22 protein-coding genes are annotated in these 26,681 nt (G+C 62.3%); 14 read left to right on the forward strand and 8 right to left on the reverse strand.

Going from position 1 to position 26,681, the window contains the following annotated elements; genetic code table 11:
* Nucleotides 1-2: 2 nt before the first annotated feature.
* A complete protein-coding gene (locus MJ956_RS05285) occupies nt 3-1,022 on the reverse strand; it encodes an NAD-dependent epimerase/dehydratase family protein (RefSeq protein WP_253963432.1) in 1,020 nt (339 codons plus the stop codon).
* A gap of 178 nt (nt 1,023-1,200) precedes the next feature.
* Between MJ956_RS05285 and MJ956_RS05290 the strand changes: the two genes are divergently transcribed.
* From MJ956_RS05290 to MJ956_RS05305, 4 genes are all read left to right on the forward strand, one after another.
* Nucleotides 1,201-3,009 (forward strand): putative bifunctional diguanylate cyclase/phosphodiesterase, encoded by a 1,809-nt coding sequence (locus MJ956_RS05290; protein WP_253963433.1) that lies wholly within the window; start codon nt 1,201-1,203, stop codon nt 3,007-3,009.
* A 1,115-nt stretch (nt 3,010-4,124) separates the two neighbouring features.
* Entirely contained in the window at nt 4,125-6,818 is a 2,694-nt protein-coding gene (locus MJ956_RS05295) for a bifunctional acetate--CoA ligase family protein/GNAT family N-acetyltransferase (RefSeq protein ID WP_253963434.1), read from the forward strand.
* Nucleotides 6,819-6,821: 3 nt separating this feature from the next.
* A complete protein-coding gene (locus MJ956_RS05300; RefSeq protein WP_253963435.1) occupies nt 6,822-7,739 on the forward strand; it encodes a histone deacetylase family protein in 918 nt (305 codons plus the stop codon).
* Between the two features lie 174 nt (nt 7,740-7,913).
* The gene (locus MJ956_RS05305; protein ID WP_253963436.1) at nt 7,914-8,522 is read left to right on the forward strand and encodes a rhodanese-like domain-containing protein; all 609 of its coding nucleotides are present in this window, start codon (nt 7,914-7,916) and stop codon (nt 8,520-8,522) included.
* 215 nt (nt 8,523-8,737) lie between these two features.
* On the opposite strand, the gene MJ956_RS05310 is transcribed toward MJ956_RS05305, so the two are convergent.
* Nucleotides 8,738-9,100, reverse strand: coding sequence for a hypothetical protein (locus MJ956_RS05310; protein WP_253963437.1), 363 nt, complete (start codon nt 9,098-9,100; stop codon nt 8,738-8,740).
* 206 nt (nt 9,101-9,306) lie between these two features.
* The gene (locus MJ956_RS05315; protein ID WP_253963438.1) at nt 9,307-9,720 is read right to left on the reverse strand and encodes a hypothetical protein; all 414 of its coding nucleotides are present in this window, start codon (nt 9,718-9,720) and stop codon (nt 9,307-9,309) included.
* A 574-nt stretch (nt 9,721-10,294) separates the two neighbouring features.
* On the opposite strand from MJ956_RS05315, the gene MJ956_RS05320 reads away from it, so the two are divergent.
* The 10 genes from MJ956_RS05320 to MJ956_RS05365 all read left to right on the forward strand — a co-directional run bounded on the left by MJ956_RS05320 (nt 10,295) and on the right by MJ956_RS05365 (nt 21,934).
* Nucleotides 10,295-11,296: an HlyD family secretion protein gene (locus MJ956_RS05320; protein WP_253963439.1), complete on the forward strand. Its 1,002-nt coding sequence runs from the start codon at nt 10,295-10,297 to the stop codon at nt 11,294-11,296.
* On the forward strand, nt 11,289-14,036 hold the full coding sequence (gene rbbA, locus MJ956_RS05325) for a ribosome-associated ATPase/putative transporter RbbA (RefSeq protein ID WP_253963440.1): 2,748 nt from the start codon (nt 11,289-11,291) through the stop codon (nt 14,034-14,036). Before MJ956_RS05320 ends, rbbA begins: the two co-directional genes overlap by 8 nt.
* Nucleotides 14,036-15,169: an ABC transporter permease gene (locus MJ956_RS05330; protein WP_253963441.1), complete on the forward strand. Its 1,134-nt coding sequence runs from the start codon at nt 14,036-14,038 to the stop codon at nt 15,167-15,169. The genes rbbA and MJ956_RS05330 overlap by 1 nt, the downstream gene beginning before the upstream one ends.
* 60 nt (nt 15,170-15,229) lie before the next feature.
* The gene (locus tag MJ956_RS05335) at nt 15,230-16,024 is read left to right on the forward strand and encodes a TetR/AcrR family transcriptional regulator (protein ID WP_253963442.1); all 795 of its coding nucleotides are present in this window, start codon (nt 15,230-15,232) and stop codon (nt 16,022-16,024) included.
* 85 nt (nt 16,025-16,109) lie between these two features.
* Nucleotides 16,110-17,222, forward strand: a complete 1,113-nt coding sequence (locus tag MJ956_RS05340) for an alpha/beta hydrolase (RefSeq protein WP_253963443.1) — start codon at nt 16,110-16,112, stop codon at nt 17,220-17,222.
* A gap of 182 nt (nt 17,223-17,404) precedes the next feature.
* A complete protein-coding gene (ccoN, locus tag MJ956_RS05345) occupies nt 17,405-19,060 on the forward strand; it encodes a cytochrome-c oxidase, cbb3-type subunit I (RefSeq protein WP_423724803.1) in 1,656 nt (551 codons plus the stop codon).
* A 5-nt stretch (nt 19,061-19,065) separates the two neighbouring features.
* Nucleotides 19,066-19,809: a cytochrome-c oxidase, cbb3-type subunit II gene (ccoO, locus tag MJ956_RS05350; protein ID WP_253963445.1), complete on the forward strand. Its 744-nt coding sequence runs from the start codon at nt 19,066-19,068 to the stop codon at nt 19,807-19,809.
* Nucleotides 19,806-19,976, forward strand: coding sequence for a cbb3-type cytochrome c oxidase subunit 3 (locus MJ956_RS05355; RefSeq protein WP_253963446.1), 171 nt, complete (start codon nt 19,806-19,808; stop codon nt 19,974-19,976). Before ccoO ends, MJ956_RS05355 begins: the two co-directional genes overlap by 4 nt.
* A complete protein-coding gene (gene ccoP, locus MJ956_RS05360) occupies nt 19,967-20,848 on the forward strand; it encodes a cytochrome-c oxidase, cbb3-type subunit III (protein WP_253963447.1) in 882 nt (293 codons plus the stop codon). The genes MJ956_RS05355 and ccoP overlap by 10 nt, the downstream gene beginning before the upstream one ends.
* A 258-nt stretch (nt 20,849-21,106) precedes the next feature.
* Complete coding sequence (locus MJ956_RS05365; protein ID WP_253963448.1) at nt 21,107-21,934, forward strand: DUF2189 domain-containing protein; 828 nt, start codon at nt 21,107-21,109, stop codon at nt 21,932-21,934.
* A gap of 173 nt (nt 21,935-22,107) precedes the next feature.
* Here the strand turns inward: MJ956_RS05365 and MJ956_RS05370 are convergent, their stop codons facing one another.
* The 5 genes from MJ956_RS05370 to MJ956_RS05390 form a co-directional block, all read right to left on the reverse strand.
* The gene (locus tag MJ956_RS05370; protein WP_253963449.1) at nt 22,108-22,848 is read right to left on the reverse strand and encodes a peptidylprolyl isomerase; all 741 of its coding nucleotides are present in this window, start codon (nt 22,846-22,848) and stop codon (nt 22,108-22,110) included.
* Between the two features lie 50 nt (nt 22,849-22,898).
* Nucleotides 22,899-23,606, reverse strand: a complete 708-nt coding sequence (narI, locus tag MJ956_RS05375; RefSeq protein ID WP_253963450.1) for a respiratory nitrate reductase subunit gamma — start codon at nt 23,604-23,606, stop codon at nt 22,899-22,901.
* An 18-nt stretch (nt 23,607-23,624) separates the two neighbouring features.
* Nucleotides 23,625-24,317: a nitrate reductase molybdenum cofactor assembly chaperone gene (gene narJ, locus MJ956_RS05380; protein WP_253963451.1), complete on the reverse strand. Its 693-nt coding sequence runs from the start codon at nt 24,315-24,317 to the stop codon at nt 23,625-23,627.
* Nucleotides 24,314-25,834: a nitrate reductase subunit beta gene (gene narH / locus MJ956_RS05385; protein WP_253963452.1), complete on the reverse strand. Its 1,521-nt coding sequence runs from the start codon at nt 25,832-25,834 to the stop codon at nt 24,314-24,316. Before narH ends, narJ begins: the two co-directional genes overlap by 4 nt.
* The coding region (locus MJ956_RS05390) for a molybdopterin dinucleotide binding domain-containing protein (RefSeq protein ID WP_279327036.1) at nt 25,831-26,681 on the reverse strand (851 nt) is incomplete at its 5' end. The genes narH and MJ956_RS05390, both read right to left, overlap by 4 nt.

Consider the following 26,681-nt stretch of genomic DNA (forward strand, 5'->3'; position numbering starts at 1 on the left):
CGTCAATTCGCGAGGTCAAGCTCCTTCAAGCTCCGAACCATTGCGGCGACAGCGTCCCGCGGCGGGCGGAAGTCGATTCCGAGAGCCTGTTCCGCCGCCTCGGTCGCTAGAATCTTCCTGCGACCGAGTTCCGGCACGGCCGCGCGGGCCTGTCTGTTGAAGATGGCCGCAGCCCGCACCAGAAAATCCGGTAACACCAGCTTCGGCACCCGGTTGCCGGCGGACGGATCGGCGAGCGCGATCATCCGGCCGATATCCATCATCGACATCGAGCCGCCGCATAGTATGAACCGTCGCCCCGCCGCATGGGGTACGGTCATGGCCCGAAGATGAGCGCTGGCGACGTCGCGAACATCGACGATGCCAAGGGTAATGTCCGGAACGACCGGGAGCCGCCCCTTGAGCATCGTCCGGATCAACTCCGCCGATGTGCCAGTCTCCCGATCGAGCAGCGGACCGAGGACGAACGCGGGGTTAACGACGACGAGTTCCGGGCCGCCCGCCTCCACAGCTTTCCACGCCGCTCTTTCGGACTCCGTCTTCGACATCGCATAGTCGGAGATGTGCGAGCTTTCCACGTCGGACCAGTCCGCCTCGGAAAAACGTGTCCGCCATTTAGCGCTGTGGCCGTAATAGATGGCCGCCACCGAGGAAGTCAGAACGATCCGCCCGACGCCGGCTTTGGCGGCGGCTTTGACGACACGAAGTGTTCCGCCTCTGGCGGGGGGCATCAACGCATTCTTGTCCCTGGATTGCGTGGCAGGAAATGGGGAGGCTGTATGCACCACGAACCGGCATCCTGCCGCCGCCGCGTCCCAACCCTCTCCACGGATCAGATCCGCCTCGAAGAATTCCAACCGGTCGACAGCTCCTCCGGCCTTTTTCAGTGTTTCGCGGACGACGTCCGCCTTGGCAGACGAGCGCACCGTCCCCCGCACCCGATAGCCCGCACCCAGCAGATCTAGGGCAACGTGTTTGGCAATGAACCCAGAAATGCCGGTGAGAAGAACGAGATCGGACATCCGGCTGCCGTCGTGGGATGACAAAAAATTGCGAAAAAATACCGTTTCATTCTCAAATTATATTAGTACCGTAGCGGTTTTCGAGCGATCGAGAAAATTGTCCGCGCGCAATAGAAAGAAATGAAACGCCACTCGGCATGATATCAGGCCTCATTGGATTTGGGAGTGTCCCGTTCTTATGCACATGGATCCAAGCCGGGCCTCGCACGGGCTGCAGGTCGAAATTCTGGACGCTATGGCTGTGGGCGAGACGTTCGAAGCAATTCTCGCTCTCCTATGCCGACGGTTAGAGGCGCTCACCTCCGCGATCGCATGCTCCGTCGTAACCGTGGACGAGGAAGGACGCCTGCGTGTGCATGCCAGTCCCTCGCTACCGGCACCCTATCTCGATCTCCTCGCCCATCAGCCGAGCGACTGGTTTGACCGCACCCAGCCCGCCGGCGGCAATTCGGCACGCGATGCAGTTGAAACGACGAAAGTGCCGCTGCGGCTTTCGTCCGAACTGGCGTCGCCCCGAGGCTGGGCGGCGTCATGGTCACGTACCGTCAAAGCGCCCACGGGTCAGCCCGTCGCTCTTTTCACAATGTACTTCCGCGACAATCGCGGTCCATCGGAGCAGGAGCGGTTAGTCGCCGAAAGCTGCGTTCGTCTGTTGAGCATCGGGATCGACCGCTGGCGTCTACAGCAGCGCAATCGGCAGCTGGCGCATTACGATCAACTGACGAACCTGCAGAACCGACGCCGCTTCCAAACCGTGATCGAAAGCAAGCTGGATCAGCCGTCCCGAACCTTCGCCCTGCTCCTCATCGAGATCGAACACCTCAAGACGATCAACGACACCATGGGCCATGTCGTCGGCGACCAGGTCCTCCAGGAACTCGCCTCCCGATTGGAGCAAGTGGCTCCGGTCCCGGCCGCGGCCTTCCGGATTGGCGGCGATGAGTTCGCAGTCCTGGCCGACGACATTGGCGATCACACGGAATTGCGCGATCTCGTCTCACGCATCTTTGACGCCATGCGCCTTCCGTTTCGATGTCGCGACAACACGATCACCCCTCAGGTGACCATTGGCGGCGTCGTCCGCGGTCCGGATGGGGATAGCCCCGACCATCTGCATCAGAACGCCGATTTCGCTCTCCAGCATGCAAAGGAGTCCCACCGGGGCGGTTACGTTGCATTTGAGCCGGGACTTCGAACCAGCGCCATGCGACGAATTGAAACCATTCGCGAGGTCGCCCTCGCCCTCACCGAGAACCGGCTCGTCACTTACTATCAGCCCATCGTGCGGCTCGATACGGAGCAAATCGTTGGTCTCGAAGCTCTGGCGCGGCTGCGGACCAAGGATGGCCGTATCGCGTCCGCCGGCGAGTTCGCGGATGCCTTCACCGATCCCCACGTCGCTGATCGTCTGACCAGACAGATGCTGTCGCAGGTCGCCGCCGACATCCGCGCGTGGCTCGACGACGGCATTCCCTTCCAGCATGTTGGCGTGAACCTCGCGATGTCCGATTTTCGACACCGCAATCTCGATCAAATCATCTGCGCCGCCTTCGATGCCGAACAGGTTTCGTTGCAACATCTGGTCCTGGAGGTGACCGAAACCGTTTTCATGGACGGCCCGAACCACGATGTCGCGAGAGCTGTGACGCACCTGAGAGACAAGGGGATGCTTGTCGCCCTCGACGACTTCGGCACCGGCTTCGCCTCGCTGACCCATCTTCTCAGCTTTCCGGTGGACATCATCAAGATCGACAAGAGTTTCATCGACCGCCTCCTTACCGACGCCCCCAGCCGGGTCATCGTCGAAGCGCTGGTCGATATCTCCGAGAAGCTTGGCATGAGGACAGTCGCCGAAGGAATCGAGTGCGTCGCCCAGGCCGAACGGCTGTCGGAACTGGGATGCCGCCTCGGCCAGGGTTTCCACTTCGCTCGGCCCGCTGACGCCGCACACATGACGACTCTCTTGAAGCAGAGGGCGCAACGGTGAGCCCGCGGTCGAATAGCTGGTATTATTTGAAAACGGCCAATCGGCGCTCATATGACTGATGAGCGGCGCAAATTGTAGGCGATGGCCGTCCACCGGGCCTGAAGCCCGGCCTTGGCGAGCCCGACCCAGGGCATCCGGGGCGAACCCATAGCTGCGCTTCCAGGTTTCGAAGAGATCTTCTCGATCTCGCGGCGAACACGGACCACAGGCGGACTCCACTCCCCCAACCGGCGCGGGGCTTCCTCGCCGCCTGGCGGGCATGATGCGCCGCCGGCAGCCCGGATCAGTATCTCGGTGGCATGGCCAGCATAAGCCAGGTCCGCGTAGATCTTGCAGACTTGTCGGACAGCCCCGCGGCCAGCATCTTGCCCACATTCAGATTGGCGGGCGTGATTTCGCCGATGCGCACAATGTCCCAATCGGCCGCCGTAGCCACATGCGCCTTATAGCCATGGACGGCGGGCCGGGGGCGATGATTGTGCGTGTTTTCACCAAGACGTTCCTGCGATCGAGCTCAAGCGTCACGGCCTCGAACAGAATCCGGTCGAGCGATCAGGTCACCAGTTCCCGCCGGAACCGCACGAAAGTAGTGCGCTCCAGGGTCGGCTCCTCCGCCAAGACGGCCGAACGGGCAGAAGCTCGCCCGATCATCCAGCGTCCCGGCCAGCTTCACGTCCGAAAGATCGCCCGCAGAAGCGCCTTGAACAGGGCCAGAGGCGGCCCAGCCTGCTCGTCCTTTGCCGAGCTGTAGATCGGAGCCCGGTGACAATCGATCTCTGCCCAATCCGTCGTCGCGCACAGGTCCATGACGGGGAGCCGTCCGGCTGCGCAAAAACTGGCCGATGCGGCCTTCACCTTCGCCGTAAGTTCGTTGGTCAGAACAATTCGTGACTCTGATCGACCCGGTAGATCCCCGCCTGAATCTAAGCCTAGCGCCGCGAAGGCTGTTTCACATCACGGTAAATCACTCTTCCCGCTTGATGGAAATCAACGTGCCGTCAGGCCGCACAGCTACCCTCGCCGCAAATGACACAAGACCGCGCTCCGGCGAGTCGGGGCTTTCTCGTTCCACCGCCCCGTCAACCCGCGCGATTCCCATCCAAAGGTGCGACGTGATGCAAGCCTACCTCGACCGAAGCCCACTTCACCGGCTTTTCAATCCGGAATCCGTCGCCCTGTTCGGTGCCAGCGATGCGGAAAACAGCGTCGGCGCGAAGGTCTGGTCGAATCTGACCGCGGGAGACTTCAAGGGGCGCCTCATTCCGGTCAATCCGAAGCACAAAAAAATCGGTGGAGTAGCATGCTACCGCTCGGTCCTCGATGTGCCCGGCGACATTGATCTGGCGGTCATTGCAACGCCGGCCCGCACGATCCCGCAGATCATCGAGGATTGCAGCGAAAGACGCATCAGAAATGCTATCGTCCTGTCGGCGGGCTTCGTGGAGGCGGGTGCGGAGGGCCTACGATTGCATTGCCAACTGCTCGACGCCGCGCATCGCGCTAACATGCGCTTTCTCGGTCCAAACTGCGTCGGGCTTGTCCGTCCCTGGCTCGGGCTGAACGCAACATTCTTGAACTCCGGCGTGCCGCGGGGCCGTCTTGCTCTGATCTCGCAATCCGGCGCGCTTTGCTCCGCCATCGCCGACTGGGCCGCACCACATCATCTCGGTTTTTCGGCGATCGTCTCACTCGGCAACTCAGCTGACATCGGTTTCGGCGATGCCTTGCATTTCCTTGCCGCCGACCCGAAAACCGAGGCGATCCTTCTCTATATCGAGGGCGTGCGCGACGCGCCGTCGTTCCTGAGCGCGCTGCGCGCCGCTGCCCGCACAAAGCCGGTCATCGTGCTGAAGACCGGCCGCCACAACCAGAGTTCGACGGCCGCCCACACCCATACGGGCGCGCTGATCGGATCGGACGAGGTTTTTGATGCCGCGCTTGCCCGCGCCGGGGCCGTGCGGGCCCGCACCTTCGGCCAACTCTTCGCCGCGGCCGAGATCCTGTCAGCCAACAAGCGCTCGAAAGGCAACAGGCTTGGCATCGTCACCAATGGCGGCGGCGCGGGCGTTCTTGCCGCGGATCGCGCCGGCGACATGGACGTGGATCTCGCTGCCCCGTCGGAGGCCACCGTCACCGCGCTGGACAAGATCCTGCCGCCCTATTGGTCGCGCGCCAACCCGATCGATATCCTCGGGGACGCCGCGCCCGACAAGTTCGTGGCGGCAGTGAAGGCTGGCCTCGCCGATCCAAATTTCGATGGTCTGCTCGTGATGCTGACACCTCAGGCGATGACCGACGCGACCGCAGTGGCGGAAGCGGTCGTTTCGGCCGTCGCCGAAAAACCCTCCAAGCCAGTGCTCGCCTGCTGGATGGGCGAAAGCTCGGTTGCCGAGGCGCGCGCTCATCTGAGCGAAAACGGCATTCCCGATTTCACCACGCCAGAGCGGGCGGTCGAGGCATTTTCCTATCTGGCCCAGCATTACCGACACCGGAAACTGGCGTTGGAAACCCCTGGCCCCGGCGGCGCCTTCTCGCCGGATCTGAGCGGAGCGCGGATGATTATCGCCGGCGCACTCGGCGAGGGGCGCAGCATGCTCTCGGACATCGAATCCAAGGCTCTGCTGCATGCCTTCAACATTCCGATCAACATCACCATCGAGGCTGCAACTCCAGCCGCTGCGGTAGTCGCCGCCGAGACGGTCGGCTTTCCGGTCGCGATGAAGGTCAACTCTCCCGACATCACCCACAAGTCGGATGTCGGCGGCGTACGCCTCAACGTCATGAATGCGGCCGACGTCAAGCTTGCCTTCAGGGAAATCGCCGAGGGCATGGCAAAGGCACGCGCCGACGCAGCTTTTCTTGGCGTCACAGTCGAGCGCATGGCTCATGTGGAGGATGCGCGCGAGCTTGTCATCGGTGCCAGCCGCGATCCGGTCTTCGGTCCGACCATCCTGTTCGGAGCGGGCGGCACGATGGTTGAGGTGCTGCGTGACAGCGCCGTCTCGCTGCCGCCGCTGAACGCGGTACTGGCGAACCGGCTGATCGACCGCACGCGGGTGTCGCGCCTCCTCGACGCCTTTCGCGACCGCCCGGCAGTGGACCGGAAGGCGGTGGTCGAGGTGCTGTTGCGCATTTCCGATCTCGTCTGCGAACTGGCCGAGGTGACGGAACTCGACATCAACCCGCTATTTGCGGGTCGCGATGGCGTCATCGCCGTCGATGCGCGCATCGGTATCGCCCGACCGCCGGCGCGCAGCGGCCCGTATGATCATGTTGCGATACATCCGTTCCCGCGCCATCTCGTCTGGAAGGACCACCACTCCGACGGCACGCCACTGACCATCCGGCCGATCCGCCCGGAGGATGCGGAAAGTGAGCAGACCTTCGTGCGCGAACTCTCGCCGGAAGCCAGGCAGTTTCGATTCATGGGCACGATGAACCAGCTCTCGCAGGAGATGCTCGCGCGTTTCACGCAGATCGACTATCGCCGCGAAATGGCACTGGTTGCAATGACGCAAGGACCGCGCGGACCACGTCAGCAAGGCGTCGCGCGCTACGTCATCAATCCGGATATGACAAGCTGCGAGTTTGCCATCGTGGTTTCTGGCGAGGTGCAGAAGCAGGGCATCGGCACGCGGCTGATGAAGGCGCTGATGGAAGCGGCGCGGGACGAGCACAGCCTTACGGTGATGGAGGGTACGGTGCTGGCGCGCAACGCCTCGATGCTCCAACTGATGGCGGAACTCGGTTTCTCCCAGAGTCCCGATCCGGACGATCCGAAGCTTGTCTTCGTCAAGCGGGCGCTCTGAGGCATGCTCGGCATCGTTTCGCATCCCGATTGCCTGGAACACGACGCCGGGCCGCTCCACCCCGATACGCGCGGACGGCTGGACGCGATTTCAAACCAGATGATTTCGTCAGGCCTCGATGTCGTGGTTCGGCATTACGACGCGCCGCTTGTCAGCCGCGCCGAGCTGGAGCGCGTACACGAACCGATTTATCTCGATCGGCTCGAAGCCGTGTCGCCCACCGCCGGCTTGGTGGCGATTGACGGTGACACGGTGTTGTCGCCCGGAACGTTGCGCGCCGCGCAAAGGGCGGCTGGCGCCGGTATCCTCGGCGTCGACCTCATCCTCTCCGGCGAAGCCTGTCCGGTATTCTGTCCGATCCGGCCGCCGGGCCACCATGCGGTCGCGGACAAAGCGCTCGGTTTCTGCCTGTTCAACAACGTCGCCGTCGCCGTCGCCCATGCGCTCGATGCGCATGGGCTGAAACGCATCGCGATCATCGATTTCGACGCTGATCACGGCAATGGCACGGAGGAAATCTTCAAATATGACAAGCGGGTCTTGTTCTGTTCGTCCTTCCAGCACCCGTTTTATCCCTTCACCGGCCATGCATCCGAGACGCCCAACCTCGTCGCGATCCCGCTCGCCGCCGGCGCGGATGGACCGGAATTCCGCGAAGCGGTTGCCGATCATTGGCTCCCCGCCCTTGAACGCTTCGCACCGCAGATGGTGTTCATTTCGGCAGGCTTCGACGCCCATATTCTGGATGACATGTCGGACCTCTGTCTGACGGAGGCCGACTACGTATGGGTGACGGAAAAGCTTCTTGGAGTCGCACGCGCGCATGGCGAAGGCCGTGTGCTCTCCATGCTTGAGGGCGGCTACGAACTCGGAGCGCTCGCTCGCAGCGTCGTCGCGCATCTGAACGCGCTGATCGGGTGAACGTGGCGGGCGGACGAAGACGTTCCTGCTTGAGGCTGCACCCGCCCCGCGCCGTCTCTCGCAACCTCCGGGACATCACGACACGCTGATAACTCTTGCCTCAATCAGGGGTTGGGCTCCGAGCCATGATGGCATAAGAATTGGGCAGTGAACCGAAGCTTTGGGAGAAATGACATGCATTGGCTCGTCAGCGTCGCTGTTTCGATCATGCTATCGGTGGTGGGCACCGCTCCCGCATCGAGCCAGGAGCCGGTCGTCAAGATCAGCCCCGACGTCGCTAACGTGACCGTGGAAACCGACGAAGGGCCTGTCGTCATTGAGCGGAATCAGGACACGGACCACGAGATCAGCGGTTACTACGCCAAGACATCCCGCGAATGCCCACCCTTCTGCATACAACCTGTCCGGGCAGCCGACGGCGTGGAGACGATCGGCGAGCTGGAACTTCTTGATATGCTGACCGATGAGAACGTCCGCGTCATCGATGCGCGAACGCTGGAGTGGCATCTGGAGGAAACGATTCCCGGCTCGAGGCATATCCCCTACACCGAAGTCGCCGGCCGTCTCGATGAACTCGGGTGCGTCGGCGCAGCCGGCGCCTGGGATTGCAGCGGCGCGATGCGGGTCGCCCTTTATTGCAACGGCATCTGGTGCGGGCAATCGCCTACGGCGATTCGGGCCATGCTGAGGGAAGGCTACCCGGCTGACCGCATTTTCTACTATCGCGGCGGCATGCAGGCTTGGAAAATACTCGGGCTGACGACCGTCAGCGGAACGATGTGAGTTGGCCGGGTTTCCGCGTGCCGAATGCAGTTCAGTGGGAGGGCGCGTCCCGGCTTCAGGAGAGCGTGTCGGAGGCCGCTATGCTCTCCCGTTGCCACCATCCGGATCGTTGATTCCAATGGAGTCGCCGCCGCCCGTCGACGCAAGCATCAAATTGGTCTCGCACGAGTGCCGCGACTGGTCAGGCCAACGCGGCATGCGCTCCAGGCATGCGCCTACTCGCGAACGGTCAGAGTGATCCCTTCGGAATTGACGTACCTCCCCTGGCCCAGGGGCTCGAAGGTGACGCAGGTCTTGCCGCGGCGCGGACCGCTGGTCATCATCATGCAGATGCCATTCGCGCTGTAGCTCCAACTCCCCGAACCAGACATGAGCAGAGATGTCATGCTCACGGTGCCATCCGGTTCATAGGTCATATCGACTCTCATTCCCATGCGACTGGCGGTGAGCTTTCTGCCCACGATCTGCTGGGAAATTTGCTGCGGGGTCAGAATTTGCGCGGCGACGGACGACGTCGACCCGCCGCCGAGCCAAATTGCTGAAAAAAGAAAAAGAAGAAGCCAAGGAAACCGTGTCATTCCGTCTCTCCGATCGTCCGTTCCGACAAGTTCACCATCGCCGTCACGCGGAAGACGCCGGAGGATGCCGGTAGAGGATGGCTCCCCGAGTTGCCGATCTGACGCGTTTTTTTCGATCTGTCGGGACTGGCTTCTCCGAAGGGATGCACAGCGACTCACGATGTCCCGCACCTTTGCGATGACGGAGCCTCCTTCGAAGCGCCCCATCATTCCGCCTGGTCTCTTCTCTTCCACGTCACCCAAGCGAAAGCAGCAATGGTCAGCCATACCGTACTTCGCAAGGTCATGGCGACGACCGTGCGCACCTCATAACTTCCCCCTGTCATGATGTGCACGCCGAATGCAGCAAAAACCAGTAACGTCGCCACCGCCACGAGTATCGATAAGTTCACTGCCCATTTTCGCCAATTGTAAAGGCCGATGCCGGCGATGATGTAGGCGAAACCGGCCATGACGTTGAACCACAGCACGAACGGCACGTAGGCCCCGGCAGCGGCTCGTTCCGGCCCGTCGCTCACAAGAATGGTGCCGCCTGAATAAAGCGTCAGGACGCCGAAGGCGATCGCGATAATCGCCAGGACGATGATCCAACGAGGTCTCGATCCGGAAAGTATCGCCATCGCCTCACGCCTTCTCGTTTCAAAAATCGGTCGGAGATTCGCCCGCTGGCGACTCCAAAGGATGAGCGCGGCCACAACGATGGCCGATGAATGCCGATCCCCGGCTGAGATCGCATGAATTTCGCTCTTAACAGGTCTGCCTTGATATGTTAGCAATCAATCACAAACTATCAAGTCCAAGACCTGCTCGAATGCTGGAACGTCGTCCCTAGGCCGACAACCCGGTCGTTTATGTCACCAGCGCGGAACCTCGGATGTGGCAGCCGTCTCGGGCGCCGCGCCAGCTGGCTGTAGCGCCAGGGTGGCCCTCACGCTCCCGCTCGGACTCCCTGGGTCTTGCGCTGGACCTTGGCGCAGACCCTATCGCCCGTCGCCGCGGCCCGAGGATAGCGACGGTCATAACGATGGTGGATGAAATTTGCGTGGTTCAACGGCTCGCAGCGACGAGACCCTGATGGGCAAATAGTGCGCTGGATCAAGGCAGGGCGGTAGATCCCGCGCTAGCCACGTGGGCAACCATTGACCGTCGTCCGGCTCCCGGCAGCCGCGACACTACCATAAGGACGAGCTTTTTATGCGCTGGAAGCTGGGTGTGTTGCTCCTGAGTGCCGTGCTCATCGGCGGCGGTGGATATTTCGCGTGGCTCCAGTTCAAGCCGGCGGACCTGCCAGCCGGTTTCGCACAATCCAACGGACGCCTGGAGGCCGAACGGGTGGATATCGCGACGAAATTTTCCGGCCGCGTGAAGGAGCTGCTGGTCGAGGAAGGCGACACTGTCACTGCAGGACAGGTCCTCGCCAGAATGGACACCGCCGAATTGGAAGCTCAGCTTCAGGAGGCCGAGGCGGCGCGAAGGGAAAGCGAGCAACAGCTGGACCAGGCGATCGCGCTGCTTGCCCAGAGGAAGAGCGAACTGGCTCTCGCGGAGCAGGAGTATGAACGGTCCCGCTCCCTCGGGGAGAAGGGCTACACGCCGCTTGAAAAGGTCGAGCAGCGGCAAGCGGCGAAGCTGACGAGCGAGGCTGCGGTCAGATCCGCCGAGGCCGGGATTCAGCGGGCGAAAGCCGCTGTTGCCGCTGCGGCTGCCCGAATCAAGCGCATCGCCGAAAACATAAAGGACTCCGTGCTGACCGCGCCACGGAGCGGTCGCATAGAGTACCGGGTCGCGCAGCCCGGCGAGGTTCTGCCTGCCGGCGGCCGTATCCTGACGCTGCTTGATCTGACTGACGTCTACATGACCATCTTCCTGCCGACCGACGAGGCAGGCCCGCTGGAGATCGGTGCCGAAGCTCGCATCGTTCCCGACGCGGCATCGCAATATGTCGTGCCCGCTACCGTCTCCTTCGTTGCCGCGGATGCCCAGTTCACGCCGAAATACGTCGAGACCCAGAGCGAGCGCGAAAAGCTCATGTTCCGGGTCAAGGTGCGTCTGCCGCCGGAAATCCTTGTCCGGTACGCCCAGAGGGTGAAAGCAGGCATTACCGGCGTAGCATACGTCAGAATTTCGCCCGATGCGGAATGGCCGGAAGAGCTCCAGGTCAATTTACCTGAGACGGAAAGCCTTGGTGATGCCTGAGGTCTCGACACCTGTCGCGCAACTCCTCTCCGTCAGCCACCGCTACGGGACCGTGACGGCGCTCGATGATGTCTCGATAGATATTTCCGCGGGCCGCATGATCGGGCTGATTGGTCCCGATGGTGTCGGCAAATCCACGCTACTCGGCCTCATCGCTGGCGTGCGAAAGATCCAGACGGGACAGGTCACGGTTCTGGGCGGCGACATGGCCGGGCGCCGCTACCGTAACGAGGCCTGCATGCGGATCGCCTACATGCCGCAGGGGCTGGGGCGGACCCTCTATCCGACACTGTCGGTCCGGGAGAACGTTGATTTTTTCGGCCGGCTTTTTGGCCAGTCCGCGTCCGAGCGCGCCTGGCGGATCGACGACTTGCTTCACAGCACTGGTCTGCGGCCGTTTTCGGACCGTCCGGCCGGCAAGCTTTCAGGCGGCATGAAGCAGAAATTGTCGCTGTGCTGTTCGCTCATTCACGACCCCGATCTACTGATCCTCGACGAGCCGACCACCGGCGTCGACCCCTTGTCCCGACGCCAGTTCTGGCAGTTGATCGACCGGATTCGCACACGCCGTTCCCACATGAGCGTGATCACCGCGACCGCCTACATGGAAGAGGCGGAGGGGTTCGATCACCTAATCGCCATGGACGCCGGGAAAATCCTTGCGACCGGGACGTCGGCCGAGTTGAAGGTCCGCGCCGGCCGCCAAACACTCGAGGAAGCGTTCATTGCATTGCTGCCGGAGGCCAAACGCGCGGGCCACGAAGTTGTGGAATTGCCGCCAAGGGTCGTCCATGACGCCCTCCCGGCAATCGAAGCCAACGGCCTCACCATGCGGTTCGGAGACTTCACCGCCGTCGACCATGTGACCGTCACGATCGAACGCGGCGAAATCTTCGGTTTTCTCGGATCGAACGGCTGCGGCAAGACCACCACCATGAAGATGTTGACGGGCCTGCTGCCGCCGACCGAGGGAACGGCCAGGCTGTTTGGGAATCCGGTCGACGCAAACGATATGGAGACCCGCCGTCGGGTCGGCTACATGTCGCAGTCGTTCTCGCTTTACGGTGAACTCAGCGTCCGCCAGAATCTGGACCTGCACGCAAGCCTCTTCGACCTTCCCAGAGCCGAGTCCCCTGCCCGCGTGCGGGAAATGATCGAACGCTTCGATCTCGTCGATGTGGCCGATGAGTTGCCCGAGAGCCTTCCGCTCGGCGTGCGCCAGCGATTGCAGCTCGCCGTAGCGGTGATCCACAAGCCTGAAATGCTGATTCTCGACGAACCGACATCGGGAGTGGACCCGGTGGCGCGTGATGAATTCTGGCGCATGCTGATCGCTCTGTCTCGCGAGGACGGCGTGACGATCTTCATCTCGACCCATTTCGTCAACGAGGCGGAGCGGTGCGATCGTATCTCCCTCATGCATGCCGGCAAGATCCTGGCGATGGATGCTCCGGACGCGCTACGGCAGGCGCGGGGCTCCGAGACACTAGAGGATGCTTTCATCGGCTATCTCGAGGATGCGGCCGGCATAGATGGAACAGACGCTGAGAGCGACGCTCAACCGGGTGACGCTTCACCGGCCGCGGCCGCGACACACGCCGCCATCCATTCCATCTTCGATGTACGGCGCATGTGGGCGTTCGCTCGGCGCGAGGCGATGGAGTTGATCCGCGATCCCATCCGCATCGCTTTCGCCTTGCTCGGGCCGATCGTGCTCGCGATCGCCATGGCTTACGGGATTTCGTTCGACGTGGAAAAACTCACCTACGCGGTTCTGGATCAGGACCGGTCTCAGGAAAGTCGTGCATTCCTCGAGAATTTTTCCAGCTCCCGCTACTTCGACGAACGTTCCGAGATCGGCACTCGCGCCGAGCTCGACCAGCGCTTGCGGAGCGGAGAGCTGCGGTTCGCGCTCATCGTCCCCCCGAGCTTCGGCCGCGATCTGCTGGCCGGCCACGCACCGGATATCGGCGCCTGGTTCGACGGCGCGGTGACGTTTCAGGCCGAGACGTCGCGGGGTTACGTGCAAGGCGTGCTGGCGAGTTATCTGGCGGAATTTTCCAGACGCGAATCGGTTGGCCGGGCCGTCGCTCCGATCGCCGATATCGAAACGCGCTTCCGGTACAATCAGGCGTTCTTGAGCGTTTACGCCATCTCCCCAGGCGTCCTCATGCTGTTGATCTACATGTTCGCGACGATGCTGACGGCGCTCGGCGTCGTCAGGGAGAAGGAACTGGGATCGATCACCAATTTGTATGCCGCGCCGGCCAGCAAGCTCGAATTTCTGATCGGCAAACAGCTGCCCTATATCGGCATCGCAATGGCGAGTTTCGCCAGTCTCGTCATCCTGATATCGGCTTACTTCCAGGTTCCGATCACCGGAAGCTTTCTGGCGCTCATGGTCGGTGCAATCCTGTTCGCCACCGCCGCCACCTCGCTGGGCCTGGTGATCTCCTCCTTCGTCTCGACGCAGCTTGCGGCGATCTTCGGATCGGCCATCATCGTAATGATTCCGACCCTGAACTTTTCCGGAATGCTTTACCCCGTTTCGACATTGGAGGGCGCCGGACGTATCATCGGGCATGCCTTCCCGGCCCTTTACTTTCAGCAAGTCACCAGCGGTACCTTCAACAAGGGACTCGGTTTCACCGCTCTGTACCAGAGCTATCTCTGGCTCGCGGCTTTCTGTGTCGTCTTCTGGGCGCTCGCGACATTCTTTCTGAAAAAGCAGGAAGCCTGATGCGCAAGCGATTGAAGAATATTTATCGACTGGGTGTGAAGGAGCTGAACAGCCTTCGGCGCGATCCCGTCCTTCTGTTTCTGATATTCTTCACCTTTACATTCGCGATCTACACGGTTGCAACCGGTGTCCAGACGGAATTGCGCAACGCCTCCATCGCCGTGGTCGACGAGGATCATTCGGACCTGTCACGCCAGATCCGCGCGGCGTTTCTGGAGCCCTATTTTCAGCCGCCGGCTACCCTCGGGATCGATCAGATCGACCCGGCCATGGACGCGGGTCGCTATGCGTTTGTGGTTGATATTCCCGTCAATTTTCAGAGCGACGTGCTTTCCGGTCGCCGACCGCAGGTCCAGGTCAACGTCGACGCGACCGCCATGACGCTGGCCGGCAATGGCGCCGCGTATATTCAGACAATCATCAACCGTCAGCTTTCCGAGTTCCTGAACCGGAACCGCTCGGACGGAACCTCCACACCAACCGTCACCGTGACAATGCGCACGGAATTCAACCCGAATCTGGATTCGAGCTGGTTTATGTCGGTGATGCAGATCGTATCGAATATCACGATGCTGTCCCTGATTCTGTCGGGCGCCGCGGTCATCCGCGAACGCGAACGCGGCACGATCGAGCATTTGCTGGTCATGCCGGTCACACCTGCTGAAATCATGATGGCCAAGATCTGGGCCAACGGACTGGCGATCGTGCTGGCGGTCATCCTGTCGCTATACGTCATCGTCCAGGGAGTGCTTTCGGTCAGGATCAGCGGTTCGATCGCGCTGTTCGTGCTTGGTGCCTCGGTGTTTCTCTATGCGATGACCGCGTTGGGAATCGTGCTGTCGACCTTCGCCAACTCGATGCCGCAGTTTGCCCTCCTGGCCATTCCGTTCTTCGTCGTGATGAACATGCTCTCCGGAGGCACCTCGCCGCTCGACGGTATGCCGCAACTGCTGCAGATCATCATGCAGGCGGCTCCGTCCACCCATTTCACGAGCTTTGCGCAGGCGGTTCTGTTTCGCGGCGCCGGCATCGACATCGTCTGGCGGCAAATCGCGGCAATGGCGGTAATCGGTACCGTCCTGTTTCTCATGGCGCTGTCACGCTTTCGCGCTACCATGTCGGCCGCGCGGTAGGCCGAATACGCAAGGTCGCGCGAAACTGCGCTCATCGCGGCTCTGTGCGCGAGCCGGAGAATGTCCAGCTCGGCGGTTTGTCCGCATCCCTACCGCTTTTCATCCGCTGCTTGCCGATTCCCCCTTGGCAACCAACCAGACGGCGGGATAGTTAGCGCTCAATTACTACAGGGTGACGTTATCATGGCCGTTCGAAAATCTGCCCCGGAGCGCAAGGCCGAGATTCTGGAGGCGACATTGAAGCTGGCGGACGAGCTCGGCCCCGATCGCCTCTCTACCGAAGCGATCGCCCGCGCGGTCGGGCTGACCCAGCCAGGGATCTTCCGGCACTTCCCGACTAAACAGGCGATCTGGGAAGCGGTCGCAGCAAAGATCACCGAAAAGATGGTCGGCGGCTGGCGGACCGTCCTTGATCGCGGCGGCACACCCGCCGATCGCTTGCGGGGCCTGATCGGCTTCCAATTGCGCCTGATCCAGGCGACACCGGCGATTCCCGCGATACTCTTTTCCCGGGAGTTGCACGCGGAAAACGATATTCTGCGCAAATCCGTACTGGCGGTGATGAACCGGCTCCACGCGGCGATCGCAAGGGAAATTGCGGCAGCCCAGGAACAACAAATGTTCCGGCGGGAGATCGAGCCGGACGACGCCGCGTACCTGGTGCTCGGACTTATCCAGGGGCTGGCGGTCCGTTGGTCGCTGAGCGGACGGTCGTTTCGGCTGGCCGATGAAGGCCTCCGGCTGCTCGAAGTTCAAATCGGACTGTTCACCGCTCATTCCGCGGAAATAATGGATGTTGAGAGGCGCGCGGAAAGCGGAGCAAAGCCGCCGGCCTCTGGCGGCTCGCAGGCCTGAGTTCCGGCTGCGATCAGCCTGAAGAAGAGGATTGGCGATGACCATGTGTCCCCTCTCCCGACCCGGATATAGCGGAGATAACGAGATGTCTGCGACCTCGATGGTCGGCGAAGGCAAGCCTTGGGGAGCCGTTTTCTTGCTGCTGGTCCTCCTGGTGACGACCGGCTGCGCGTCGCGTCCCGGCTCGCAGGTTCTCGCCGTTGTGCCGGCGAGCACGGCTGCGACCGAGCAGGTGACCATCCAGGTTGCGACGACGCGCGAGCGTGACGCGCCGAATGGTGGTTATTCGGCCGACCGTTCTCCCACGCTGAACTTCGAACGCTTCACCGTCTCCGTTCCCCCTGGCCACACGGTGACGGAGATCGAATGGCCGAAGGGCGCGCCGGATCCACGCCGAAGTTTCGCGGTGACGGGACGGAACATCCTGCCGAAGCTTGAATTCCAGGCGTCGTCACGCCGAGCCGGCGGCCCTCGACGAAAGCGCGATGTCGTCGTCTTTGTCCACGGCTACAATTACAGCTTCGAGGAAGCGCTGTTCAGGCTGGCGCAACTCGCGGTGGACGGCAGGCTGACGGAGGCCCCGGTCCTCTTCGCCTGGCCGTCGGCGGCGTCCGTCACCGGTTACGTCGCGGACAAGGACGCTGTCACCTATTCGCGCGACGATCTCGTTCGCGTGCTGACGGATATCGCGAACGATCCGAAGGTCGGAAAGGTCACCCTGTTCGGGCACAGCATGGGAGCCTGGCTCGCCGCCGAGGCCTTGCGCCAGCTACGGCTGACCGGGCGAGACGCGGTCATCGAACGGTTGAACGGCGTCGTGCTCGCCGCCCCCGATATCGATATCGATGTCTTTCGCCGTCAGATGGAGATCATCGGCCGGCTCGACCCGCCGATGACGCTGCTGGTGTCCAAGGACGACCGCGCCTTGATGGCATCCAGCCGGATCGCCGGTTCCCGGGACCGGATCGGCACGCGTGACGTCAACGATCCGCGAGTCCAGGCACTTGCCCGCGCCCACAACATCCGGTTGATCGACATATCCGAGGTCTCGGCTCTCGATGGAACCAACCATAACCGGTTCGTCGGACTGGTCACGGTGTTTCCGCGGCTGCAGAATGGCGTCCGTTCCGGCCTTGCCCGGGCCGGAGCATTCGTGCTGGAGCCGATCAGCGCCACGCTCATGCCGCCACGACCGTAAGGAGCCAGACGGATGTGGCTTGGCGCCTGCTGACGCTGGCCGAGAATACGCCACGGCAGCTCGACCCGGACGCCTTTGGCATTTACCCGCGGTTTTCATGTTGTCAGCATAATCAATAAGCGGTATGTGCGATACATCTTTAACAGTGCCTGCGACGACTGAACACAAGCGACGGCGCCATGATTTCGCAACTGACACGAAACGAGCGACAGTTTTCGGTCGTGATACTCGCCGTTCTGGCGACGGCGGGACTGACGATGGCGGCGGTCGGCCGCGCCGACCCACTTGGCATCCATGGCGTCCTCGTGCTGGCCGCGGCCGCGGCGATGATCCTGCTCCTTCTCGCCCACCACGACAGCCCCGACCCGGACGCGGAGCGTCTGTCACGATATTACGACGATCCCAGCAAGGTCGGCATCGTTCTGGCCATGGCCTGGGCCGTGTTCGGCATGTTCATGGGCGTGTGGGTCGCCTCGCTTCTCGCATGGCCCGACCTTACCTTCGACGCCGCCTGGGCGAGCTTCGGTCGCCTGCGGCCGACGCATACGACCGGCGTGATCTTCGGATTCGGCGGCAATGCCCTCATCGCGACCTCCTTCCACGTTCTGCAGCGAACGTCGCGGGCGCGCCTCGCGGACGCCGTCAGCCCATGGTTCGTCCTGCTCGGCTACAATCTGTTCTGCCTGATGGCCGTCAGCGGCTATCTCATGGGCGTCACGCAGTCCAAGGAATACGCCGAGCCGGAATGGTACGCCGACATCTGGCTGGTGATCGTCTGGGTGACCTATCTCGTGCTCTATATCCGCACCCTGGCGCGCCGCAAAGAGCCGCACATCTACGTCGCCAACTGGTACTTTCTGGCCTTCATCGTCGTCGTGGCGATGCTGCACATCGTCAACAACATCGCGATTCCCATCTCGCTCTCGCACGCCAAGAGCTACACGGTATACTCGGGCGTTCAGGATGCGATGGTGCAGTGGTGGTACGGGCATAACGCGGTCGCCTTCTTCCTCACCTCCGGATTTCTCGGCATGCTGTATTACTATCTGCCGAAGCGGGCGGACCGGCCGATCTTTTCCTACCGGCTGTCGATCATCAGCTTCTGGGGCATTACCTTCTTTTACATCTGGGTGGGCTCGCATCACCTCCACTATACGGCGCTGCCGCATTGGGTTCAGACACTCGGTATGACGTTCTCGGTGATGCTGCTGGTGCCGTCCTGGTCGTCGGCCGGCAACGCGCTGATGACCCTCAACGGCGCATGGCACAAGGTCCGGGACGACGCGACGCTCCGGTTCATGATGGTTGCCGCCGTTTTCTACGGACTATCGACCTTCGAGGGCTCGTTCATGGCGATCAGGCCGGTGAATTCGTTGTCGCACTATACCGACTGGACCGTGGGCCACGTCCATTCCGGGGCGCTCGGCTGGGTCGCGTTCATCACATTCGGCTCGATCTACTGCGCCGTTCCATGGCTCTGGAAGCGCGAGCGCATGTATTCGGCGGGTCTGGTCGAGGTGCATTTCTGGCTCGCCCTGAGCGGCACCATCATCTACGTCTTCGCGATGTGGAACTCGGGCATCACACAGGGTCTGATGTGGCGCACCTACAACGAAAGCGGGACGCTCGCCTATTCATTCATCGATTCCCTCGTCGCGATGTATCCGTATTATATCGCCCGCGCTTTTGGAGGTCTCCTCTTCCTGATCGGCGCAATCGTCGGCTCCTACAATATCTGGATGACGGTGCGGCGTGCTCCCGCGGTCGCGGACGCGGCGGCAAGAGATATGCCCGCCGTGCGGACGCTGCCCGTCGGCGCCGTCGGGCCGGCGGAGTAAACGGCATGGCCGAGTTCTTTCATCGCAAGCTCGAGCGGCGGGCCGTCGGGTTCGTCGTGGCGATCATCGTTGCGGGCAGCATCGGCGGTCTGATCGAGATCGTGCCGCTTTTCACCATCAACCAGACCGTCGAAGCGGCGCCGAACATGCGTGTCTATACGCCGCTCGAACTCGCGGGCCGCGACATTTACGTCCGCGAGGGTTGTTATGCCTGCCACTCGCAGATGATCCGCACCCTCCAGGACGACGTCGAGCGCTATGGCCCATACTCGCTGGCTGTGGAATCCCAGTACGACCACCCGATGCTATGGGGCTCGAAACGGACAGGCCCGGACCTGGCGCGCATCGGCGGCAAATATTCCGACTTCTGGCACGTCGCGCACCTGACCTATCCGCGTGCCGTGGTTCCGGAATCCAACATGCCGGCCTACCGCTGGCTGATCCGCACGCCGCTCGCGCTCGACGATCTCGATCTCGACCTTGAGGCGCAGCGCAATGTCGGAGTGCCGTACACCGACGACATGATCCAGAATGCCGCCAAGGACGCGATCGGCCAGGCGAATCCAGACAGCTCGTACGCGTCAGGTGTCGTTGAGCGCTACGGCGAGGCCACGACGGTCAGTGCCTTCGACGGCGTGGCAACCGAACTGACCGAGATGGACGCCCTCGTCGCCTATCTGCAGGTGCTGGGACGTCTGACCGACGCCGCCCGGAAGGAAGCCGTCGCCAAGAGCGAGGAAGTCCCGTGAGCTTCGATCACGACACGCTGGTCCTATTCGCGAAGAGCTGGGGGCTGTTCTATCTGATCGGGCTTTCGATCATCGTCCTCATCTACGTCTTCTGGCCGTCGAACCGGAAACGCTTCGACCGCGCCAAGAAGAGCATACTGGATAAGGAAGACAAGCCGTGGAAGTAGGCGAGCGCGACCCGGTTACAGGCCGTCACACCACAGGCCACGTCTGGAATGGCATCAAGGAACTGGATACCCCGATCCCTCGCGCGGTTATCATCTTCCTCATCGTGACGCATGCATTCGCGCTGATCTGGTGGGTCCTGATGCCGGCCTGGCCGCTGGGGACGACCTACACCAAGGGTCTTCTTGGAATCGATCAGAAGACGACAGTGACACAGAAGGTGCAACAGGCCGATGCGGAACGCTCTTCCTGGGCCGAGCAGATCGAGTCCTTGAGCTTTGCGGAGATCAAGGCGAATCCGAAACTGATGACCGTCGTCAAGGAGACCGGCCATCAGCTCTTCGGCGATAATTGCGCCGCCTGTCACGGTTCCGACGCCAAGGGACGGATCAACTATCCTGACCTGACAGACGACGATTGGCTCTGGGGCGGCAGCCCCGAGGCGATCGCCGAGACGATGCGTGTCGGCATCAACTCCGCGCATGCGGAAGGGCGGGTCGCCCAGATGCCGGCGTTCGGACGCGACCAGATGCTGTCGAGGACCGAGGTGGAAGAGGCCGCTAACTATGTCTATTCCCTAGGTCACCCCAACTTTCCGACCCCCGCCAACGTCAAGACCATCGAAGCAGGGCACGAGGTATTCTTGGCCAACTGCGCCGCCTGTCACGGCGAAGACGCCAAGGGCAACCAAGAGCTGGGGGCACCGAACCTGACCGACAATTACTGGCTCTATGGCGGCGACCTCGATACGATCATCGCCACGGTCCACGGCGGACGGCAGGGCCACATGCCGACCTGGGAAAGCCGGCTCTCGTCGGTGGATATCAAGATCCTCGCCCTCTACGTGAACTCGCTCAGGGGAACCTCACCCTAACGAACTTGGTGCATGGCATGCCCGCTTCATGGAAATCACCGTCGCCAACACGCCTGATCGTCGGGTGCGCTGTCGCCGGCTTGCTGTTGCTGGTCGCCGCGGCCAACGCACACCTGATCTATGTTTCCCTGAGCTCGCAGCCGGCGTGCGTCGAACATCTGAAGGAAAGTGGTGCAGGATCGGGACGTTTCCGGGCGGCGCAATCGGCATGCTGATCGAGACCGGACGACGGTCGATGCCGCGAAAAGGGCAAATTGGATGAACGCTGCGAACGTAACGAAGGAACTGGTGGAGTCAGTGGGCAAACTCGCCGAAACGACGAGTGGCGTAGAAGAAACGGAGTCGGAGAAGCGCAAGCGGCACCTGCCGGCCTCGGCGGCCGTCGGGTGGCTTCGGGCCGGATGGCGCGATCTTGTTTCCCAGCCCGTTCCCAGCCTCGCTTATGGGGTGGCGGTCTTTGCGTTATCGGCTCTCGTCATCGCGGCAATGTTCGCGCTCGGATGGAGCACCGTTCTCTTTCCGGCGCTGGCGGGCTTCCTGGTCGTCGGCCCGCTCCTGGCGATCGGTCTCTACCAGAAGAGCCGTGCGCTCGAGACGGGCGAACCCGTGGCGCTGAAGCGCATGTTGCTGGTGAAAGGGAAGTCGGGGGGACAGATTCCGTTCGTCGGCGTGCTTCTGTGCCTGCTGATGCTCCTGTGGATGCGCGCCGCGGTGATCATCTACGCGCTCTTCTTCGGCTACCGCCCGTTTCCCGGCCTGGACCACGTCGCCGCAATGCTATTCACGACGGGGACAGGCTGGGCCATGCTCCTTGTCGGGACTCTCGTCGGGGGCTTGTTCGCAGCGTTCTCGTTTGCGATCAGCGCCTTCTCCGTGCCCATGCTGCTCGATGAACGCACCGACGCCTTCACGGCCATGGGAACCAGCATGGCCATGGTGTGGAACAACCGGCCGGTGATGATCGCATGGGGCGCCATCGTTCTGGCGCTGTTTTTGCTGTCCGCCGTGACCGGATTGCTCGCGCTGGTGGTCGTGTTTCCGCTTCTCGGTCACGCCACCTGGCAGGCCTATAAGGCAGTCCGATGAGGATCTGACGCGCTGTTGCATCCCGCAAGGCGGTCCAGATCAATTGCATCGATCGGGACCGGCCCAAGTGCGATACGGACGGGCGGTGCTACCCGACGGCCCCGTAATCCGCATTAGCCGAGCCCTCCGACAACCCGGCGACGCAAAACCATTCCCGTGCTACCGGTCTCCCTTCAGGCGGCGGCCAGCGTGATGCCGGTCACCTCCGCGTCAGCCACCAGGGCCGCAGTAAAATCACGCGCGGCCTTCGCCCAGGCGACTTTTTCGAGAACGTCGCGGATGTGCGGCGCCACGGCCTCGAACGGCAGAACCGAACCTTCGGCGCGCGCATCCAGCCGGATAATGTGCAGCCCGTAACGCGATGCCACCGGTTCCGGCGCGATTGCGCCTTCGTCGAGCGCGTCGAGCATCGCTTCGAACTCGGGCACGGTGTCGCCGCTGATCAGCTGTCCCAGTCTTCCGCCCGCATCGCGCGAGGAACAGGCGCTGTGCTGGCGGGCGAGGCGATCGAACGCGCGCGGATCCTGTCGCACCTCGATCAGCACGGCAGCCGCCTCGTCTCGCGCCTTGGTCAAGGCCGCCGGGTCGCCTGGCCTGACCGGGAACAAAATATGCGCCGCCTCATAAAGCGTCGGTGCGCGCCAGCGCTCCGGAGACGCATCATAGGCCGCACGCAAATCCGCTTCGGTCGGCGCGATCGGATCGACCGCCGCGTCCAGCACCTGTCGGATCAGTGCCTCCTCATCGGTCTCCATCCGGCCCTCGGCCACCTCTTGCGGATCGGGGACAAGCTCCCGCCTCCGCGCCTCCTGCAGCAACAGCACGCGGATTGCCAAGGCACGCGCAGCCGCGGTCCAGGCCTGTCCGGGCTTCGACTTGGGCGTCGGGTGATTCTGCGCCTCGGCCGCGATCACCTTGGTCGCGATCGTCTCGCCGTTTACAACCACTTCGGAAAAGAGGGATGTCATGATGTTCGCTCCGCAGGCTGATGGAGGGCTCGCTTTTTGGTTCGCACGATCTGATAGCCGGGCCGCCATAGATAGCGGACCGGGACCGACAGCATGTGCACGAGCCGCGTGAACGGAAACAGGATGAAGATGGTCAAACCCAACAGGATATGCAGTTGGTAGATCCAGTGCACATCGGCGACGATGCGCCAGGCATCCTTGCGAAAGGTGAAGATTGCCCGCGCCCAATCCATGAATTTCACCATCTCGCCGCCATCCAGGTGCTGGATCGAGACCAGAATGGTGCCCATGCCCACGATCAGCTGTGCAAACAGCAACACCAGGATGCCCGTGTCGGCGAATGACGAACTGGCCCGCACCCGCGCATCGAATAGCCGCCGATTCAACAGCATTGCCCCGCCGACGATGGCCATCGCGCCGGCGATGCCACCCACGACGATCGCCATCATCTGCTTGAAACCGTAGCTGATATGCAGCGCGTGGAAGAATTCAACGGGCGTCAGCATGCCGATCAGGTGGCCGAAGAAAACGATCAGGATGCCGACATGGAACAGGATCGATCCCCAGATCAACTGCTTGCGACGCAACAGCTGGCTAGAGGAGGACTTCCAGGTGAAGGGGTCCCGCTCGTAGCGAACGATTGAACCAACCACCAACACGGTCAGCGCGAGATACGGAAGAACTCCGAAGATGAAATAGGTCATGACGATGGTCCTTTCGGGTCACGCGTTGGCGGGACGCGGCGGTGCGTCCATCCGGGCGAGGATATCGCGGCTGACCGGGCAGCCCGCGTTGGGGTCGGGCGCGAAGGTGACCTGCGCCTCTTCCCAGACCGCGTCGAGCGCCGCCAGATCCTCCGGGTCGTCGTCCTTTTGCGACAACAGCGCCGCCGCGATGCCGGTGTCGATCCCTGCCCGGCCCAGTTCCGCCAGCGCCACCACTATCGCGGCATAGGGCGTCTCGCGTCGGGTCAGGCGTTCGGCGAGGGCCGCAAGGATCGGACCGGCGTCGGCCAGAATTTCGCGCGCCTCCGCCAGGAGCCGGGTCGAGAGGAATTCCAGCAGCACCGGCAGATGATCCGGCAGCTCCGTTCCGAGCAGGTCGAAGCCCCCTGCCCGGTAGGTTTCCAAAAGATCCACCATCGCGCCGCCGCGATCGCGGCTTTCGCCGTGGACATGCTCGAACAGGTTGAGCGAGAGCGTGCGCGAGCGGTCGAACAGCAGGACATAGGCCTCCTGCAATTCGATGATGTCGCCCTCAGCGAGTCGTTGCAGCAGGGGCTGCAGCGCCGCAATGCGAGGCGGCGGCAGCACCGCCTCCTCGTTCAGGACGGCGCGGATGTCCGGGATCGCCGCCTGCAACTCGGCCGATGGATAGGTCAAAAGCGCGGAGAGTGCCTTGAACGTGCGGGTCATGACCAGCCCTCCGCCGGGGTTATGTGCTTTCGCCCACCGAACAGCCTGCCTTTCGACACCCCCGACGAGCAGCCGTTGCCGTCGGTGAAGCCGCAGCCGCCACGCAGATCATAGGCATCCTCGACCACCTCGCGGTGGGTGGTGGGAATGACGAAGCGATCCTCGTAATTGGCGATCGCCATGATCTGATACATCTCGTCGATCTGATGCGGGGTCAGGCCGACGCGTTTGGCGACACCGAGGTTGATCACCCCGTCGACCGTCTTCGAGCGCATGTAGGACCGCATCGCGAGCATGCGTTCGAGTGCCGAAATGACCGGTGCCTCGTCGCCCGCCGTCAGCATGTTGGCGAGGTATTTCACCGGGATACGCAGCGACTTCACGTCGGGCATGTCACCGTCCGCGGCGATCTGGCCGGCCTCGGCGGCGTTCTGGATCGGGCTGAGCGGCGGAATATACCAGACCATCGGTAAGGTCCGGTATTCGGGGTGCAGCGGAAAGGCGATCTTCCACTCCATCGCCATCCTCCAGATCGGCGATTTGCGGGCCGCCACGATCCAGTCCTCGGGCACGCCCTCGGCCCTTGCCGCGGCGATCACCTCGGGGTCGTTCGGGTCCAGGAACACGCCGAGCTGAGCGTCGTAAAGATCCTGGTCGCTCTCGATCGAGGCGGCCTCGGCGATCTTGTCGGCGTCATAGAGCATCACGCCGATGTAGCGAATGCGCCCGACGCAGGTTTCCGAGCAGACCGTCGGCTGACCGGATTCCAGACGCGGATAGCACAGCGTGCATTTCTCCGATTTTCCCGTCGACCAGTTGTAATAGATCTTCTTGTAGGGACAGGCCGACACGCACATCCGCCAACCGCGACACTTTTCCTGGTCAATCAGCACGACCCCGTCTTCCTCGCGCTTGTAGATCGCGCCCGACGGGCAGGCCGAGGCACAGGCCGGGTTGAGGCAATGCTCGCACAGCCGCGGAAGATACATCATGAAGGTGTTTTCGTACTGCCCGTAGATTTCCTTCTGGATGCCCTCGAAGTTGTAGTCCTTCGATCGCTTGGCGAACTCGCCGCCAAGGATTTCCTCCCAGTTCGGACCCCACTCGATTTTCTCCATCCGCTCGCCGCTCAGCTTCGAGCGCGGTTGCGCGGTCGGGAACGCCGCCATCTCGGGCGCCGACTTCAGATGGTCGTAGTCGAAATCGAAGGGCTCGTAGTAGTCGTCGATCTCGGGCAGGTCCGGATTGGCGAAAATGTTGGCGAGGATGCGCCACTTGGCGCCCTGCTTGGGCCGAAGCTTGCCGCCCTTGGTGCGTTCCCAGCCGCCGTTCCAGCGTTTCTGGTTTTCCCAGTCTTTCGGATAGCCGATGCCGGGTTTGGTCTCGACATTGTTGAACCAGGCGTATTCGACGCCGTCACGACTGGTCCAGACATTCTTGCAGGTGACCGAGCAGGTGTGGCACCCGATGCATTTATCGAGGTTGAGCACCATGCCGATTTGCGCGCGAACTTTCATTCCGCTGCCTCCGCTGACGCGACCGGCGTATCCAGCCAGTCGACCTTTTCCATCTTGCGCACGATCACGAACTCGTCCCGGTTCGCTCCGACGGTGCCGTAATAGTTGAAGCCGTAGCTCAACTGGGCATAGCCGCCGATCATGTGCGTCGGCTTCAGAACCGTCCGCGTCACCGAGTTATGGATACCGCCGCGTTTGCCGGTGATCTGGCTGCCGGGTGTATTCACGATCTTTTCCTGCGCGTGATACATGAACAGCGTGCCTTCCTTGATACGCTGCGAAACCACTGCCCGCGCCGTCAGCACGCCGTTTGCGTTGAAGACCTCGACCCAGTCGTTGTCGACCAGCCCGGCCTTCTTCGCGTCGATCTCGGAGATCCACACCACCGGACCGCCGCGGTTCAGCGTCAGCATCAGGAGGTTGTCGGTGTAGGTCGAATGGATGCCCCATTTCTGGTGCGGCGTGATGAAGTTCAATACGACATGCTTGTCGTTGCCCGCCTGCCCGATTGCCGGCGCGATGGTCTTCAGATCCATCGGTGGTCGCCAGGTCACGAAGGCTTCGCCGAAGGCGCGCATCCACTCATGATCCTGGTAGAGCTGCTGACGCCCCGTCAGCGTCCGCCACGGGATCAGTTCATGCACATTGGTATAGCCAGCGTTGTAGCAGACCTCCTCGCTTTCGATCCCAGACCAGGTGGGCGACGACACGATCTTGCGCGGCTGCGCGGCGATGTCGCGGAAGCGGATTTTCTCGTCCTGCTTGGGTCTTGCCAGGTGGCTGTGTTCGCGCCCGGTGATCTTCTCCAGCGCCTCCCAGGCCTTGACCGCCACCTCGCCGTTGGTTT

Source organism: Aurantimonas marianensis (assembly GCF_024195285.1).
Lineage (GTDB): Bacteria > Pseudomonadota > Alphaproteobacteria > Rhizobiales > Rhizobiaceae > Aurantimonas > Aurantimonas marianensis.